Source organism: Chromobacterium sphagni (assembly GCF_001855555.1).
Taxonomy (GTDB): Bacteria; Pseudomonadota; Gammaproteobacteria; order Burkholderiales; family Chromobacteriaceae; genus Chromobacterium; species Chromobacterium sphagni.
Genome location: NZ_MKCT01000001.1, coordinates 274,338 through 291,087, shown reverse-complemented (window position 1 = coordinate 291,087; position 16,750 = coordinate 274,338). Strand labels below are relative to the sequence as shown.

The following is a 16,750-nucleotide window of genomic DNA, read 5'->3' as shown; positions in this document are numbered from 1 at the left end:
TCTAGCCGGAAACCGGCAGGTCAGCCGGCAGGATGTCCAGATCGCTGCAGATGCGGTTGCGCCCGGTGCGCTTGGCCTGGTACAGCAGCTTGTCGGCGCGGCCGAGCACTTCGTCTATGTCCGACTCGGCCGGCTGCCGCATCGCCGCGCCGATGCTGACGGTGTAGCCCAGTTCGCCGTTGCCGCCCGGCAGCCGGGTGGCGGCGACCGCTGCGCGCAGCCGTTCCGCCACCAGCAGCGCGTCTTCCAGCCGGGTGTCGGGCAGCACCGCGGCGAATTCCTCGCCGCCCAGGCGGCCGCACAGATCGCTGGCGCGCAGCACCTCGCGGCACAGTTGGGCGAAGTGGCGGATCACGTCGTCGCCTTGCGCGTGGCCGTGTAGGTCGTTGATGTCCTTGAAATGGTCCAGGTCCATCATCAGCACCGTCAGCGGGCCGTCGTTGCGGCGGCTGCGCTCGATTTCGCGGTCGGCCAGCTCGATGAACTGGCGGCGGTTGTTCAGCTCGGTCAGGCCGTCCTGGGTCGCCAGGCGGAACAGCTGCTTCTCGTGGCCGTGGCGCTGCAGCGCGATGGCGATGATGTGGGTGCTGCGGTGGGCTAGCGCCAGGTCTTCCGGCGTCGGGCTGCGCGGTTCGCAGTAATAGGTGGCGAAAGTGCCCAGCAGGCGGCGGTCGCTGGAGAAGATAGGCGTCGACCAGCAGGCGCGCAGGCCGAAGGGCTGCGCCTTGTGCAGCGCGTGCGTCCATAGCGGGCTTTGCTGGATGTCGTCCACCACGATGGTGCGTTTCCAGTGCGCCGAGGTGCCGCAGGAACCGGCGCTGGGGCCGACCGCTACCCGCTCCACTTCCTTGCGGTAGGCCGGCGGCAGGCTCAGGCCGGCGGCGAAGCGCAGCGACGCGCCGTCTTCTTCCAGCAGCATGATGCTGCACATGCCGCGCGGCTGCTGCGATTCCATCATCTGGCAGATCTGGTTCAGCGTCTGCGGCAGCGGATGGTTGCCGGCTATCATCTCCAGCACCGCGTTCTCCTCCGCCAGCAGGCGCTCGCCCTGGCGGCTGGCGGTGACTTCGCGGTCCACCGACAGGATGGTCTTCAGCATGCCGGCACTGTCGAATTCCGGGAACAGCCGGATCTCGAAGATATGGCGCTGCTGGTTCTTGTACAGCTCCAGCTCGAAGCTGCGCGCCTCCCAGTTGTTGATCAGCTGGCGGCATTCCATTTCGAAGCGGGTGCTGGCCTCGTCGGTCCAGCCTTTTTCGCGCGGGGTCTTTCCCAGGTGCTCTTCCAGCGGCAGGTCGGAGAAGCGCACCACGCTGCGGTTGATGAACAGGCAGTGCAGCTCCAGATCGTAGCGGGCGATGATGTCTTCGGAGTTTTCCACCAGTGTGCGGAACTGCTGCTCGCGCCGCATCATCGCCGCCTCGCTGTGCTTGCGCGCGGTGACGACGCGGCAGATCGCCGTCAAGCGGTGCACCTTGCCGGCGCGCCAGGCGGGCTGCAGGCTCATTTCCAGCCATTCCCAGTGGCCGCTGTGGTGGCGGATGCGCAATTCGTAGCCGGCTTCCGGCATCTGCGGCGGTTGTTGCAGCAGTTGGCTGAAGCCCGACCGGTCTTCCGGGTGAAGCAGGGTCAGCCAGCGCACGCAGTCCATGCCGCGGGTGTGCGCCGGCAGGCCCAGCAGGCGTTGCAGGGTGTGGACGCTGCCGTGCACGTATTGGCGCGGCAGGTTGAACTCCAAGAGGCCCAGGCAGGCGTCCTGCAGGGTGGCGCGGGCCTTGCGCTGCCGCTGGCGGCTCTGCAGCCAGAGCGCGGTGACCAGCATGGCCAGCAGCCAGCCCGCCTGGCTCATCGACGCGCCATGGTTGCCGGCCGCCCAGGCCAGTTGCGGACTGGCGAGGGCGAGGCAGGGCAGGATGGCCGGCGCCGGCAGGCGCAGGGAGAATCGGTGAGTCAAACAGCGCTCCACATGAATGGCGGCAGGCCAAAACGGGAATTTTGACATCAGCGGCGGGGTCTTCCGCGGAGTCGTCGTCGCGCTGCCAGCCAAGCGTCGTATTTATGCAACAAATACAGTATCCTTGATGACGAAAAGGCGGATTATTCCGCGTGGGCAAGCGAAATGGCTGGCGGGGCGGCGAAAGCTGCGCGGCGTGGAGTGCTGAATGGATTTCTTTCCGATTTTTCTCAAGCTGCAACAGCAGCCCTGTCTGGTGGTGGGCGGCGGCGAGGCCGCCTTGCGCAAGGCGCGGCTGCTGGCGGCGGCGGGCGCCCGCCTGCAGGTGGCGGCACCGGAATTGGCGCCGGAACTGGCGGAGATGGCCGCGCGCGGCGAGCTGATCCACCTGGCCGCGGCATACGCGGCGGAGCAATTGCAGGGGCAGCGGTTGGTGGTGGCCGCCAGCGGCGACGCGGATTTGAATCGCCGGGTGGCTGCCGATGCCGAGGTCTTGGGGGTGCTGGTGAATGTGGTGGACGACGCCGAGGTATCGCGCTACATCACGCCGGCCATCATCGATCGCTCGCCGTTGATGATCGCCATCGCCAGCGGCGGCAGCGTGCCGGTGCTGGTGCGGATGGCGCGCGCGCGGCTGGAGAGCATGATTCCCGCGGCCTACGGCCGGCTGGCGCGCTTCGCTGCGCAGTTCCGCGAGCGCAGCAAGGCCCGTTTCCCGGACGTGGACCAGCGCCGCCGCTTCTGGGAGGGCGTGCTGGAGGGGCCGCTGGCCGACGCGGTGCTGAACGGGCATGACGAGCAGGCCGCGGCGGAAATGGAGCGGCAGCTGGCCGGCGCGGGGCCGGACGCCGCCGGCGCGGTCTATCTGGTGGGCGCCGGGCCGGGCAATCCCGACCTGCTGACCTTTCGCGCGCTCAGGCTGATGCAGCAGGCCGACGTGGTGCTGTACGACAAGCTGGTGGCGCCGGAGCTGTTGCAGCTGGTGCGGCGCGACGCCGAGCGCGTTTATGTGGGCAAGGCGCGCGCCAACCACGCGCTGCCGCAGGACGACATCAATCAATTGATGGTGACGCTGGCCAAGCAGGGCAAGCGGGTGTTGCGGCTCAAAGGCGGCGATCCCTTCACCTTCGGCCGCGGCGGCGAGGAGATCGCCACCTTGGCCGAGCATGGCGTGGCCTTCGAAGTGGTGCCCGGCATCACCTCGGCCAGCGGCGCGGCGGCCTATGCCGGCATTCCGTTGACCCATCGCGACTACGCGCAGTCGGTGACGTTTGTCACAGGCCATAAGCAAGATGGCAGCATCGCGCTTGACTGGCCGGCGCTGACCCGGCCGCAGCAGACGGTGGTGGTGTACATGGGCGTGTCCAGCGCCGCCGAGCTGTGCCAGGCTTTTGTCGACAACGGCCGAGGGGCGGCGACGCCTGCCGCCGCGGTTGAGTGGGCCACCACCGAGCGCCAGCGCACGGTGTGCGGCACTTTATCCACCTTGCCCGGTCTGATGGCTTCGCACAGCATCGCTTCGCCGGCGTTGATCATCGTCGGCGAAGTGGTGCAATTGGCGGACAAGCTGTCCTGGTACCGCCGCAGTGAGAATTCAGCTGTTACAATTCAGGAAGATTGATCTGCGGATGCGCGGGCGGAACATGGCCCGCGCGGTTCGAGCTTTGCTCAAATAACGTGGCCGGCAGGCGCTTGGCCGCACCAATTCGAAGACTCAGGCATGGTAGGTGTTCTGATAATTGCACATGGAGACCTGGGGCGTAGCCTGGCGGATTGCGCCAAGCACATCTTGGGCCGAGAACCGGAAAATCTGGCGGTGATGGTGGTGGACAAGACCGAAGACCCGGAACGCAAGCTGGCAGAAGCGCAAAGCCTGGTGGATGGCCTGGACCAGGGCGACGGCGTGATGGTGCTGACCGACATGTACGGCGGCACGCCATCCAATATCGCCAGCCGGCTGATCCGGCCTGGCCGAGTCGAGGCGGTGGCCGGCGCCAGCTTGCCGATGCTGGTGCGCGCGCTGTGCTACAGCAGCCAGCCGCTGGAGATCGTCGTCAGCAAGGCGATCACCGGCGGCTTGGAGGGCGTGCTTTACATTATTCCGGGGGAAGGAAATGTTGCGATCTGAAGTCGAAATCATCAACAAGCTGGGCCTGCACGCGCGTGCGTCCAGCAAGTTCACCCAACTGGCCAGCCGCTACAAGAGCGATATCTTCATTGCCCGCAACAACCGCCGCGTCAACGGCAAGAGCATCATGGGAGTGATGATGCTGGCCGCGGCCAAGGGCGCCAAGGTGGAGCTGGAGATCAGCGGCGAGGACGAACAGCAGGCGCTGGAAGCGCTGATCGCGCTGATCAACAACCGTTTCGACGAGGCGGAGTGATGCGGCGCTGAGCGGGTGGCCGGCTTTCCCCGGCCGTTCAGGGAGTCTGCCGCCAGCGGCGGCAGGGATAGAGGCAGGCACAGCGAAAATAACACGGCCTGCCAGGGGAGGGGGCAATGAGCATCATCCTGCACGGGGTGGCCATCGGCGGCGGCATCGCCATCGGTCGGGCCCATCTGATTTCGCGCAGCATGGACGATGTTGCGCACTATCTGCTGGAAGAGGGCGAGATTCCGGCGGAAAAGGCACGTTTTGACGAAGCAGTGCGCTCGACCCGCAAGGAGCTGGAGATGCTGTGGGGCAGCATCCCGGAGAACGCACCGGCCGAGCTGGGCGCCTTTTTGTCGCTGCACATCATGCTGCTGGGCGACGTCACCATCTCGCGCGAGCCGCGCGAGATCATAGAAAAGCAGCATTGCAACGCCGAATGGGCGCTCAAGCTGCAGTGCGACCATCTGATCGAACAGTTCGACGCCATCGAAGAGGACTACCTGCGCGAGCGCAAGAACGACGTGCTGCAGGTGGTGGAGCGCATCTTCAAGAACCTGGATGGCGATGCGCCGCAGCTGCCGGCGCCCGAAGACCTGGTGGAAGACCACATCCTGGTGGCGCACGACCTGTCGCCGGCCGACATGGTGTACTTCAAGGATTCCAATTTCGCCGCCTTCATCACCGACGTCGGCGGCGCCACTTCGCATACCGCCATCTTGGGGCGCAGCCTGGACCTGCCGTCGGTGATCGCGCTGCATCACGGCCGCGAGCTGATCCGCGAGGACGAGATGATCATCGTCGACGGCCTGCAGGGCGTGGTGATCATCAATCCGGACGTGCTGGTGCTGGCCGAATACCGGCGCCGGCTGCGCGCCTGGCGCGGCGCGCGGCGTAAGCTGTCGTCCATCCGCAAGTCCAACGCCGTCACCCGCGACGGCTCGGTGATCGAGCTCTTGGCCAATATCGAGCGGCCGCAGGACGTCGAGGACGTGCGCGAGTCCGGCGCGGTGGGGGTGGGGCTGTTCCGCAGCGAGTTCCTGTTCCTGGGCCGCGACACTCTGCCCACCGAGGACGAGCAGTTCGAGGCCTACCGCCATGTGGCGATGGCGCTCAAGGGCATGCCGGTGACCATCCGCACCATGGACCTGGGCGCCGACAAGAGCCCGAAATGGCTGGGTCACGACCAGGCCGACAATCCGGCGCTGGGCCTGACCGGCATCCGCCTGTGCCTGGCAGAGCCGCTGATGTTCCGCGCCCAGCTGCGCGCCTTGCTGCGCGCCTCGGTGCACGGCCGCATCCGCGTGCTGTTCCCGATGCTCAATTCACTGCCGGAGCTCAAGCAGGCGCTGGCGCAGTTCGAATACGCCAAGGAAGAGCTGCGCGACGAGGGGATAGGCTACGCCGACGACATCGAAGTGGGCGCGATGATAGAAATCCCGTCGGCGGCGCTGGTGGCGGGCAGCTTTGCCAAGCATGTCGATTTCCTGTCGGTGGGCACCAACGATCTGATCCAGTACACGCTGGCGATAGACCGCAACGACGATACCGTCAGCCACTTGTACGATCCCGTCCACCCGGCGGTGCTGAAGCTGATCCTGCATACCATCAAGTGCGGCATCAAGGCCAATGTGCCGGTGTCGGTGTGCGGCGAGATGGCGGGCGATGCCAAGCTCACCCGCCTGCTTCTGGGTATGGGGCTGCGCAAGTTCTCGATGCACCCCGCCAATCTGCTGTCGGTGAAGCAGCAGGTGCTGACCACCCACCTGGACGAGATCGCCTCGATCACGACGCGCATGCTTAGATCGGAAGACCCTGATAAAATAGCCGATTTACTGCAACTGCTGAATGCAGAGCCGGGCGACTAGGCCCGGTTTTTATTTATGCTAAACGACGCGATCGATCTATCCCAGGTCAGGCGGGCGCTGGTGATACGGTTGATGCATCACGGCGACGTGTTGCTGACCTCTCCGGTGTTTACCGTACTGAAGAGCCATGCGCCGCATATCGAGATTGATGCGCTGGTCTACCATGAAACCCGGGAAATGCTGACCTTGCACCCGGCCGTCTCCCATGTTTTCACCATCGACCGCAATTGGAAGAAGCTGGGCGCCTGGCAGCGGCTGCGCCATGAGTTGGCGCTGTATTCCAGCCTGAAGGCGCGCGGATACCAGCTGGTCGTGGTGTTGAACTCCAGCAATCGGACGACTGCGCTGGTCCGGCTGCTCAAGCCGCGCTGGTCGGTGGTGCCGGACATGCCGGGAAGCGGCCGTTTCTTCCGGAAAACCTTCAGCCATCGTCATGGCTTGCCTCCCGCCAATACCCGGCATATCGTCGAAATGCATCTAGACGCTTTGCGCCGGCTGGGTGTTTATCCCGCCGAGGATGAGACGCGCTTGGCCATTGTCGCCGGGGACGAGGCCGAGCGGACGGTGCGGCGATTGCTGGCCGGGAACGAAGTGCGCCCGGGCCGGTTCATACTGGTGCATCCCGGATCGCGCTGGTTCTACAAGTGCTGGCCGGCTGACAAGATGGCCGGCCTGGTGAATGCCCTGCATGAGCAAGGCTGGCAAGTGGTGCTCAGCGGCGCGCCGTCCGCGGAGGAGGCCGCCATGATCCAGGCGGTCAAAGCCGGCTTGGGCCGGCCTGCGGTGGATTTGAGCGGGCAGTTGTCGCTAAAGCAGTTGGCGGCGCTGATTGCGCAAGCGCGCTTGTTCGTCGGTGTCGATTCCTTGCCCATGCACCTGGCCGCCGCGGTGCAAACGCCGGTCGTGGCCTTGTTCGGCCCGTCGCGCGACAAGGTGTGGGGGCCTTGGCGGGTGGCGCACCGGCAGGTGTCGCTGGATCTGCCTTGCCGGCCCTGCAATCTGGCAGGCTGCGGCGGCGGCGAGCGCAGCGAATGCATCGAGCGGATACCGGTCCGGCAGGTGCTGGCCGCAGTCGAGTCGCTGCTGGCTGAAACCGAGCCGCGCCAAGCTTGCTAACAAAAAAAATATGTCAGCACACGGTCGCTTGGATCTTGCCTGCTACGCTGCGGCGAAATGTCATGTCGGCAGTGCGAGCGCCGTACCCGGCGCTTTTGAATTACAACCTGCAGTTTCGATAGAATCCGTCCATGTCATTCTTAGATAACAAAACCAGTTTCGCTCTCTACAAACGGGTGATGCTCTACCTGCGGCCCTACTGGAAGGTCTTCGTCCTGTCGATGCTGACCATGACCATCGCGGCGGCTACCGAACCGATGTTCGCCCGGCTGATGAAGCCGCTGATCGATGGCGGCTTCGTCAATCGCGATCCCCAGGCGATCATTTGGACTCCGTTGGCCATTGTCGGCTTGTTCATCTTGCGCGGGTTGACCAGCTACATCAATGAATACACCTCCAGTTGGCTGTCCGGCCATCTGGTGCAGACGCTGCGGCAGGAAATGTTCTCCCGCATGGTGCGGCTGCCGGTCAACTACTACGACAACAACCAGTCGGGCAGCATCGTGTCGCGAGTGGTATTCGACGTGACGCAGATCAGCGAGGCGGGCTTCAATGTCATCACCGTGGTGGTCAAGGACGGCATCACGGTGATCGGTCTGCTGGGCTTGCTGTTGTATACCGACTGGCGGCTGACGCTGATCTGCCTGGCGGTGATGCCGATCGTGGCGTGGTGCATCCGCTATGTCAGCAAGCGCCTGCGCGGGCTGTCGCGCAAGAATCAGCAGGACATGGCCGAAATGACCCAGATTCTGGGCGAGAGCATTGATTGCCAGCGCGTGGTCAAGGTTTACGGCGGCCAGACTTATGAAGCGGCGCGCTTCGGCCGTTCGGCCGAGGCCATTCGCCACAATATGGTCAAGGAAAGGTCCACCAGCGCCGCCAGCACCGGGGTGACCCAGCTGATCATCGCCTGCGCGCTGGCGGTGATCCTGTATTTCGCCGGCACGCTGGCGCAGCATGGCAGTTTTTCCGCCGGCGACTTCATGTCCTTTCTGACGGCGATGCTGATGCTGTTCGCGCCGATCAAGCGCATCACCAGCATCAGCCAGACGGTACAGAAGGGCTTGGCTGCGGCGGAGAGCGTGTTCAAGTTTCTGGACGAGCACGCCGAGCCGGATGAGGGCAAGCTTCGCCTAGGCGCCACCAAGGGAGCCTTCCGCTTTCGTCAGCTGTCTTTCCAGTACCCTGGCGCGGAGCGCCCGGCGTTGCGCGACATCAATCTGGATATCCGCTCTGGAGAAACCATTGCCCTGGTGGGCTCCAGCGGCGGCGGCAAAACCACGCTGGCCAGCCTGATCCCACGCTTCTATGAGCCGACTTCTGGGGAGATTCTGCTCGATGATGTGCCGCTGACCCGGATTAGCCTGACCAGTCTGCGCGAACAGATCGCGTTGGTGAGCCAGGACGTGGTGTTGTTCAACGATACGGTGGCGGCAAACATTGCCTATGGAAGGCTGGGGCAGGTCACGCGCGAGGAGATCCGCGAAGCGGCGCGCGCGGCCAATGCGCTGGACTTCATCGACGCCATGCCACAGGGGCTCGACACGCTGATCGGCGAGAATGGTACCCGGCTGTCCGGCGGCCAGCGCCAGCGTCTCGCGATTGCCCGGGCAATCCTGAAGGATGCGCCTATCCTGATTCTGGACGAGGCGACCAGCGCGCTGGACACTGCGTCGGAGCGCCTGGTGCAATCGGCTCTGGATAATCTGATGAAGAACCGGACGACGATCGTCATCGCCCACCGGCTGTCCACCATCGAAAGTGCCGACCGCATCGTGGTGATGCACCAAGGGCAGATCGCGGAGGTTGGCAAGCACCAGGAGTTGCTCGACAGCAACGGCATTTATTCAAAGCTATACCTGCTGCAATTCGGCAGTTGAGAAGAAAGAACCCAGATGGCTATCAGTGGTTTGGTGATAACGCTCAATGAGGCACACAATATCATCGATTGTCTGCGTTCATTGAAGGAGGTGTGCGACGACATCGTGGTCGTGGACTCAGGCAGCACCGATGGCACCATCGCTCTGGCTGAGGCCGAGGGTGCCATTGTGATCGTACAAAAACCGTTTTTGGGCGATGGTCCGCAGCGCAGCCTCGGCTTGGGCAGCTGCCGCCACGATTGGGTGCTTAACCTAGATGCCGACGAGCGGCTGGAGCCCGATTTCGTAGCCTATCTGAAGCAGACCAATCTGGATGCATTGGGTGTCGATTTGGTGGAGACCCGCCGCCGCAACTACATTGGCGATCGCTTCACGCCATTCGCTGGTCAGTATCCCGACTATGTTAAGCGGCTGTTCAATCGCCGGCGCGCCGACTTCACCCCAGTGGTGGCGCATACCTATGTCAAAGCGGCCAGCGCCACTCGCGCCAACATCCACATTACGCATTATTCATACCGTAACTACCCGGATATGGTTGCAAAATGCAAGTATGCCGAATGGCTTTCCGTGGGCCTCGCCAAGAGCGGAAAGCGGCTCTATCCGTGGGAGCCGGCGATGCACGGCGGCTGGGCCTTTTTCCGCCATTACGTGATCAAGCTGGGCTTCCTCGCAGGGTTGGACGGGCTGACGCTGTCGATTTGCAAGGGTGTCGGCTCCTATCTGAAATATGCGCATGCGATCGAGCTGCGCCGCAGTGGCAAGGCGTAAGCGGGCACGTGTCGCCAATACGTCTTCGTGGATTGTGCTTATGAAAATTTCCGTCGTCATTTCAACGTATAACCGCCCGGATGCTTTGGCTGCCGTGTTGGCCGGTTTCGCTGCGCAGCGCGGCGTCGAGCCGTCCGACTGGGAGATTGTGATCGCCGACGATGGTTCCGACTCCCGTACCGCTGACGTCGTCGAGTCATTCCGGCCACAACTCGGTGATCGGCTGCAGCATGCCTGGCACGAGGACAGGGGTTTCAGGCTGGCCGAGATCCGCAATCTGGCAGCGAGGTTGGCCCGCGGCGACTACCTGGTGTTTCTCGACGGCGACTGTGTGCCGCAGCGCGACTTTATCGCCTGCCACCTGGCATTGGCCGAGCCGGGTTGGGTGGTAGCCGGCAACCGGGTGCTGTTGTCCGAGCCATTTACCCGCGATTATCTGGCTGGCCGCAGCGCGCCGGTCTTTTGCTGGAGCAGGTTTGCCTGGCTGAGCCACCGTGCAGGCCGGCGCGTCAATAATGGTCTAGGGTGGCTGCGATTACCGCTGCGGGCTTGGCGCAAAGAGCGGCGTGCTGATTGGAAATTATTGCGCGGCTGCAATATCGGCGTGTGGAAGTCAGACTACCTGGCAGTCGATGGTTTTGACGCCACTTTTTCCGGATGGGGTTATGAAGATTCCGATTTCGCGGTTAGATTGATTCGCCACGGCATCGGCATTAAGAATGGCCGTTTCGCCGTCCCGGTGCTCCATCTTTGGCATAAGGAAAACGACCGCAGCTTTCAGGGCGAGAACTGGGAGCGTTTTGAGGCCTCCCTGCACGGTAGCCATGTCCGCGCTTTGCGCGGGCTGTCGAGTTTAGAGGAAGGAACGGTCCGATGAACGTACCCAGTGGGGTCAATCTAGTGTTTCATTCCATCCGCCCGGGAGGGGGGATGGAACGGTATGTGATGGATGTCATAGCGGAACTTTGTCGTCGAGGTATTTCAGTGCGCGGGATCGCGCGCAAAGTTGACTGGCACGATGCGCCGCAAGGTGCGGAGTTCGTAGTAATGCGGGATCGAACACCCGTCTCTAGACTGAACAATTTGTTGTTCGAGCGTAATGCATTGCATGCTTGTCGGCCGGACTGGAAAACGATAGGCATTTCTCGTGTCCCCGGGGCTGTGGATTTGGCAATCGTGGGCGGCACGCATATTGGTCATTTGCACGACAAGGGAAAACGCTACCCTGGTCTTTTTGATCGATTGACAATAAGACATGAAACACAGTTTTACCGAAAAGCCAAACTCATTATGCCGCACTCGAAAAGAGTGGCAGGCGAGATCAGTCAGTTGTATGACATTCCTGTTTCCAAAGTGGCTGTGCATTATCCCCCTGTCGATACGCAGAAATTTTCGCTAGCTGCCCGAGAAAAACGCGAGGCGATAAGGCAGACTTTGGGTATTCGCTCAGACCAGTTTATGCTGCTTTTCCCTTCCAATAACCATACGCTGAAAGGTGCAGAGCTAATTCTACAAGCGCTGCAGGCATTTGGCGGGAAGGTTATCCTAGTTGTTGCTGGAAAAGCTCCGCTACAGGCGCCTCATGTCGTTAATGCTGGCTTTTGTCAGGACATGCCTGCTTTGTATGCTGCGGCCGATGCGACGATTTTGGCTTCGAAGTACGAAGCATTCGGACTGGTAGGGCCAGAGTCGATTTTGTGTGGGACACCGGTTTTACTTGCCAATACCATTGGTGCTGTCGAGGTGTTGCGGGAGCCTGGATGCTATGTATTTGGCCGAAGCGTGGATGAATTGACAGATTGCTTACTGAAAGTTGTTAATTTAAGAGAAGATGGGCTGCCTCGCAGTCCAGAATGGGTGGGGAAGTCTCTTGACTACCCTTACTCTATTTCCATGCATGTGAATAGTGTCCTCTCTTTGCTCGGGTGATTTATGGAATCTTTGCGGCTTTGTTGCGCAAATCCGTCTGCGCCGCGGCTTGGTAAGATAGCGGTATGACCAAGCCCGCTCCGAAACGCTACCGCACGACCAACTGGAAAGCCTACAACCAAGCCCTGATCCAGCGCGGCTCCCTTTCGATCTGGCTGGATACGAGCATGTCATGGCAGGCGACTCCACGAGGTAAACGCGGACGGACGCAGACCTATAGTGATGCCGCTATTCAATTCTGTCTGACCATCAAGAACCTATTTGGACTGCCTTTGCGGCAGACCATCGGTTTCATTCAAAGCCTGTTCAAGCTGGCGGGCCTGGACTGGAGCGTCCCGGACTACAGCACGTTATCCAGGCGGCAGCAGACGCTGCAGGTCAGCATCCCCTATCAAAAGCGTTCAGGCGCGTTGCATATTCTGGTGGATAGCACCGGGATCAAGATGCTGGGCGAAGGCGAGTGGAAAACCAAGAAACACGGCGCGGAATACTGCCGGCAATGGCGCAAGGTGCATCTGGACATCGATGCGAAAACCCTGCAAATCCGCGCCATGGCGGTGACAGACAAGCGCCAGGGCAATGCGCAAATGCTGCCTTCGCTCTTGGTGCAAATCCCGGTCGATGAGCCGATAGCCTGCGTGAGTGGCGACGGGGCTTTCGATACCAAGGCATGTCATGAGGCGATTGCCGCGCGCGGCGCAATCGGGTGCATCCCGACGCGCAAGAATGCGCGGCCGTGGAAAGGAAGTTGGCCGGGTGTGCTGGCTCGAAACGAGATTCTGCGGGCCACCAAGCGATTGGGCAGGGCGATCTGGAAACGCTGGAGTGGCTACCATCGCCGCAGCTTGGTCGAAACCAAGATGCATTGCTTCAAGTTGCTGGGTGAAAGAGTGACAGCCCGGTGCTTCGATGGCCAAGTGGCAGAGCTGCAAGTGCGTGCTGCCATCTTGAACCGCTTCAGCATGCTGGGCCGTCCGTGGACGGTGGCTGTGGCATAAATCTGTTTGGGGAAAGGGGAAACTCGCCCTGCCCAGGATTTATGTAACAGCGCCGGTACTTTGTGAACCTTTATCAGAAAGAGTTTTTGACTGAGTTCATGTTACGGGGACACAGAAGTTTAACTGAAAAGATAAAATATATATGTGGGGCATCTGGCGTGAAATTTGGATTTAGAGCAAGGATATTTATGTATTCTGTATTTCCAAATGCTTTGAACCCATTTTTCAAATTGAAGACGCTGTTGAGGGGGTGATGTGAATTTTCAAAAAACATATGATTTTTTGATATTTGGGCTTATTTTTTTAATCATTTCTTGTGGTTTTATTTTGCGCGGGGCTGCTACTTCGGCAGCTGCGTTACTTGCTTTGATCGGTATTGCTTCTGCCTTTAAACAAAATTACTTTAAGGTTTGCTGGAATCGTTACTGGCCATGGATGATCGCAATGTGTGCCATTGGTTTGGCTATTGTTACCAGGCAGTTGGTAGATCTGGATTTTAGGATGCGATTTGCAGATTCTGCGACTCGATTGATGATTGCCATTCCTATTTTTGTTGCCTTGAGTCACTCTGGTTTTGTTAGTTTTAAGACGGCGCGTTGGACATTGTTTGCGGCAATTTTTCTGATGTTAATTTCGGCTATTATCATGCAGTTTTAGTTGGTGATCCTCGTATCAGGACGGAGTTCACAAATACTATACCCTATTCAGCATTCTGTTTGATATTTGGCGTGGCCTTTTTTATTTATTCTTACCGACTAGGCGGTTGGGATAGAGTGGCGGCGATTATTGCTATTTTTGGATCTTATTTGGCTCTCTATCTTTCTCAGTCACGCGGGGTTTGGGTGGCCGGTGCGGTTGTTAGCCTGTTCCTGCTATCTTCAGTATTTGGTTTTAGTCGGAAGAAATTTTTTATCTTCTTGTTTGTTTTGATTGCTGCTTTGGTATCGGCTTATTTTTTTAGTGAGGTGATTCGCGATAGGGTGGTGATGGCTGTTTCTGAATATCATCAGTTTTTTATGGGGCAGAGACATGGCTCTATTGGTGAGCGATTGGATATGGCTCTGGTTTCGTATTATATTTTCAAGGCATATCCATTATTCGGTGTTGGTCGCGATATTTCACCGGTTCTACACATGTTGCATGAGCAGGGTTTAGTAATTCCAAGTGTTGTCAATGCCACAGACACTCATGGAGAATTATTCTTCAATGCGGCTAGCTTAGGGGTGTTGGGTTTGTTGTGCTATTGTGCTTTTTATATTGGCGGGAGTTATCCTTTCTGGAAAGCAGCTTTTTCCCAAGAGCCCGAGGCTGTTGCTTTGGGGAAAGTCGGGTTGGCATCTAGCGTGATTTTGTTCATTGTTGGGTTTACCCATATTACCTTGGGCTTGGTCATGTATGCTTCAATATATGCTACATTTCAGGGATTGTTACTTTCATCCTTATATAAGCTGCAGCAGATGAAAGCAAGTCGGTAAAGGCCTACATGAGTTACGGTATCTTGTCAGCATGGCTGGATATATGTTGCCAGTCTGCGGGTTGTTCTGCTGTTGGGTTATTGGAAGATGTTGTGGTTGCCTGAAAGGTCTGTAGTTCAGCGAATCCCAGACCAACTGAGAGTCCGTACTAGGTAAGACAAAGGCCGCTGTTGAATCAGCGGCCTTTTTTGTCGGATCGGACGGAGTGCTTGGCGTCGCGGGCGACTCAGATTTTGACTTCGAACAGCGGTTCCTGAGGCGCCAGTTGGCGGCCATTCTCCTGTATGGTGTGCCAGACCGGCTGGCCCTGCACCTGAGCTTGGACGTCGCGCGCCAGCCGCACATAGGCTTGACTGTCGCGTGCGCTGGAGTAGGCCCGCAGCAGGGTGACCTTGGCGTGCAGATTGTCCGGATCGTCTTTCAGAGAGTCTTTCAACACCCGCACAGCTTCTTTGGTGCGGCCATAGGCAAGGTAGACTTCGGCTTCCCCTACCGGATCGATGCCGCGGTGGGTCGGTTTGGTGTAACGCAGGCGGCGCCAGAACTGGCGAAGCGAATAGTAGACAAGCATCAAGGCCAAACTGCTGGCCAGGGCCGTAAATACATCCATTCTGTTTCTCCCCCTCGGTGGTACAACATCTTATGTAGTCTGTTGATTATTCGGAAGAGGAAGGCGGCTTGGCAATCCGTATAAATCCGTAGCATTGCCTGGGCCGCCGCGGACTTAGCTGTTTTCGAGCAAAATCCTCTCCAGCAGGCTGGTGTCAAGGCCCGCTTGGATCGCTGCCTGGCCCAGCGAACGCAGCAGCACGAAGCGAACGGTGCCGGCCTCGACCTTCTTGTCATGGCTCATCAGCTTAAGCCATTGTTCTGCAGGCATAGCCGGCGCCTTCACCGGCAGGCCGGCGGCGGCGATCAGCCGGCGCACCCGCTCCACATCGGCCGCACCAAGCCAGCCTAACTCTGCAGAGGCGGCGGCGGCCAGCACCATGCCGGCGGCGACGGCTTCTCCGTGCAGCCAGGCGCCGAATCCCAGCCCGGCTTCTATCGCATGGCCGAACGTGTGCCCCAGATTGAGCAGCGCGCGCACGCCGTTCTCCTTTTCGTCCTCCGCTACGATGGCGGCCTTCATCTCGCAGCTGCGACGCACAGCGTATTGCAGGGCGGCGCTGTCGCGTTGCCGCAAAGCCGCCATATTCTGTTCCAGCCAGGCGAGGAAGTCGGCGTCGCCGAGCAGGCCGTATTTGATCACTTCCGCCAGGCCCGCGGACAGCTCGCGATCGGGCAAGGTCTCCAGCAGATCCATGTCGGCGATTACCGCCCGGGGCTGGTAGAACGCGCCTATCATGTTCTTGCCCTGCGGATGGTTGATGGCGGTTTTACCGCCAACCGACGAGTCGACCTGCGCCAGCAGGGTGGTGGGAATCTGGACGAAGGGGGCGCCGCGCTGGTAGCAGGCGGCGGCGAAGCCGGTCATGTCGCCTATCACGCCGCCGCCCAGGGCGATCAGCGTGGTGCGGCGCTCGGCGTTGCCGGCTAGCAGCGAGTCGAAAATCAGGTTCAGCGTCTGCCAGTCCTTGTACCGCTCGCCATCGGGCAGGATCACGCTCGTGCAGGCCACGCCGCGGGCCCCCAGAGCCTGCTGCAGGCGATGGAGATATAGCGGAGCGACGGTTTCGTTGCTGACGATGGCCGCCTTGGGGATTGGCAGGTGGGGGAGCAGCAGGTCGACCTGTTCCAGCAGTCCGTGGCCAATATGTATCGGGTATCGGGTATCGGGCAGGATCAGGTCGAGGGTGATCACGAGTCGGCTTCCTTGGTGGTGGTCGGGGGGGGCAACTGGTCGATCAGGCGGCTGACCAGCAGATTGACGTTTTGCTGGGTGGTGTCGACGATGATGTCGGCAATTTCCCGGTAGAGAGGGTCGCGTTCGTTGAACAGGCTTTCCAGCTTGGCGCGCGGGTCGGCGATTTGCAGCAGTGGACGGTTCTTGTCGTGCTGGGTGCGGGCCAGCAGGTCATCGATCGGCGCGCGCAGGTAGATCACGGTGCCATAGCGCATCAGCACCTGGCGGTTTTCCTCACGCAGGACGGCGCCGCCGCCGGTGGCCAGCACGATGTCGTCTTGCCGGGCCAGGTCGCGGATCACGCAGGTTTCGCGATTGCGGAAACGCAGCTCCCCTTCGATGTCGAAGATGGTCGCCACCCGCACGCCGGTGCGCGCCTCGATTTCCTGGTCGGAATCATAGAACGTCTTGCCGGTGCGGCGCGCCAGCGCCCTGCCTACCGTGGTCTTGCCCGCGCCCATCAGGCCGACCAGAAAAAAATTGCCTGCCAGTCTCTCCATGGCAGGCATTGTAGCCGATGGATCGCGGCTCTGTCTCGGGCCAG

The 16,750-nt window shown here is 60.4% G+C and carries 16 protein-coding genes; 12 read left to right on the top strand and 4 right to left on the bottom strand.

Features of this window, described 5'->3' with window-relative positions:
- Position 1: 1 nt before the first annotated feature.
- Positions 2-1,954, bottom strand: coding sequence for a sensor domain-containing diguanylate cyclase (locus BI344_RS01305; RefSeq protein WP_158021020.1), 1,953 nt, complete (start codon positions 1,952-1,954; stop codon positions 2-4).
- Between the two features lie 208 nt (positions 1,955-2,162).
- On the opposite strand from BI344_RS01305, the gene cysG reads away from it, so the two are divergent.
- From cysG to BI344_RS22605, 12 genes are all read left to right on the top strand, one after another.
- On the top strand, positions 2,163-3,575 hold the full coding sequence (gene cysG, locus BI344_RS01300) for a siroheme synthase CysG (RefSeq protein WP_071111161.1): 1,413 nt from the start codon (positions 2,163-2,165) through the stop codon (positions 3,573-3,575).
- A 99-nt stretch (positions 3,576-3,674) separates the two neighbouring features.
- Positions 3,675-4,082: a PTS sugar transporter subunit IIA gene (locus tag BI344_RS01295; protein WP_071111160.1), complete on the top strand. Its 408-nt coding sequence runs from the start codon at positions 3,675-3,677 to the stop codon at positions 4,080-4,082.
- Positions 4,069-4,338 carry an HPr family phosphocarrier protein gene (locus tag BI344_RS01290; protein ID WP_043576934.1) on the top strand — a complete coding sequence of 90 codons (270 nt, stop codon included), beginning with the start codon at positions 4,069-4,071 and terminating at the stop codon, positions 4,336-4,338. The genes BI344_RS01295 and BI344_RS01290 overlap by 14 nt, the downstream gene beginning before the upstream one ends.
- Positions 4,339-4,454: 116 nt before the next feature.
- Positions 4,455-6,194 carry a phosphoenolpyruvate--protein phosphotransferase gene (ptsP, locus tag BI344_RS01285; protein ID WP_071111159.1) on the top strand — a complete coding sequence of 580 codons (1,740 nt, stop codon included), beginning with the start codon at positions 4,455-4,457 and terminating at the stop codon, positions 6,192-6,194.
- A 15-nt stretch (positions 6,195-6,209) separates the two neighbouring features.
- Complete coding sequence (gene rfaQ, locus BI344_RS01280) at positions 6,210-7,310, top strand: putative lipopolysaccharide heptosyltransferase III (RefSeq protein WP_071111158.1); 1,101 nt, start codon at positions 6,210-6,212, stop codon at positions 7,308-7,310.
- A 131-nt stretch (positions 7,311-7,441) separates the two neighbouring features.
- Entirely contained in the window at positions 7,442-9,190 is a 1,749-nt protein-coding gene (gene msbA / locus BI344_RS01275) for a lipid A export permease/ATP-binding protein MsbA (RefSeq protein ID WP_071111157.1), read from the top strand.
- 15 nt (positions 9,191-9,205) lie between these two features.
- Positions 9,206-9,958 (top strand): glycosyltransferase family 2 protein, encoded by a 753-nt coding sequence (locus tag BI344_RS01270; protein WP_071111156.1) that lies wholly within the window; start codon positions 9,206-9,208, stop codon positions 9,956-9,958.
- 40 nt (positions 9,959-9,998) lie between these two features.
- Positions 9,999-10,835 carry a glycosyltransferase family 2 protein gene (locus BI344_RS01265; RefSeq protein WP_071111155.1) on the top strand — a complete coding sequence of 279 codons (837 nt, stop codon included), beginning with the start codon at positions 9,999-10,001 and terminating at the stop codon, positions 10,833-10,835.
- The gene (locus BI344_RS22610; RefSeq protein WP_083370019.1) at positions 10,832-11,887 is read left to right on the top strand and encodes a glycosyltransferase family 4 protein; all 1,056 of its coding nucleotides are present in this window, start codon (positions 10,832-10,834) and stop codon (positions 11,885-11,887) included. The genes BI344_RS01265 and BI344_RS22610 overlap by 4 nt, the downstream gene beginning before the upstream one ends.
- 65 nt (positions 11,888-11,952) lie before the next feature.
- Positions 11,953-12,885 carry an IS5 family transposase gene (locus BI344_RS01260; RefSeq protein ID WP_071111154.1) on the top strand — a complete coding sequence of 311 codons (933 nt, stop codon included), beginning with the start codon at positions 11,953-11,955 and terminating at the stop codon, positions 12,883-12,885.
- Positions 12,886-13,140: 255 nt separating this feature from the next.
- Positions 13,141-13,542 carry a hypothetical protein gene (locus BI344_RS23580; RefSeq protein ID WP_139166849.1) on the top strand — a complete coding sequence of 134 codons (402 nt, stop codon included), beginning with the start codon at positions 13,141-13,143 and terminating at the stop codon, positions 13,540-13,542.
- 59 nt (positions 13,543-13,601) lie between these two features.
- Positions 13,602-14,360 (top strand): O-antigen ligase family protein, encoded by a 759-nt coding sequence (locus tag BI344_RS22605; RefSeq protein WP_206600311.1) that lies wholly within the window; start codon positions 13,602-13,604, stop codon positions 14,358-14,360.
- A 226-nt stretch (positions 14,361-14,586) separates the two neighbouring features.
- Here BI344_RS22605 and BI344_RS01250 read toward each other — a convergent pair whose 3' ends face one another.
- The 3 genes from BI344_RS01250 to aroK all read right to left on the bottom strand — a co-directional run bounded on the left by BI344_RS01250 (position 14,587) and on the right by aroK (position 16,715).
- On the bottom strand, positions 14,587-14,970 hold the full coding sequence (locus BI344_RS01250; RefSeq protein WP_239690812.1) for a type IV pilus assembly protein FimV: 384 nt from the start codon (positions 14,968-14,970) through the stop codon (positions 14,587-14,589).
- 114 nt (positions 14,971-15,084) lie between these two features.
- The gene (gene aroB / locus BI344_RS01245) at positions 15,085-16,164 is read right to left on the bottom strand and encodes a 3-dehydroquinate synthase (RefSeq protein WP_071111152.1); all 1,080 of its coding nucleotides are present in this window, start codon (positions 16,162-16,164) and stop codon (positions 15,085-15,087) included.
- Positions 16,161-16,715: a shikimate kinase AroK gene (aroK, locus tag BI344_RS01240; protein WP_071111151.1), complete on the bottom strand. Its 555-nt coding sequence runs from the start codon at positions 16,713-16,715 to the stop codon at positions 16,161-16,163. The genes aroB and aroK overlap by 4 nt, the downstream gene beginning before the upstream one ends.
- Positions 16,716-16,750: the final 35 nt, after the last annotated feature.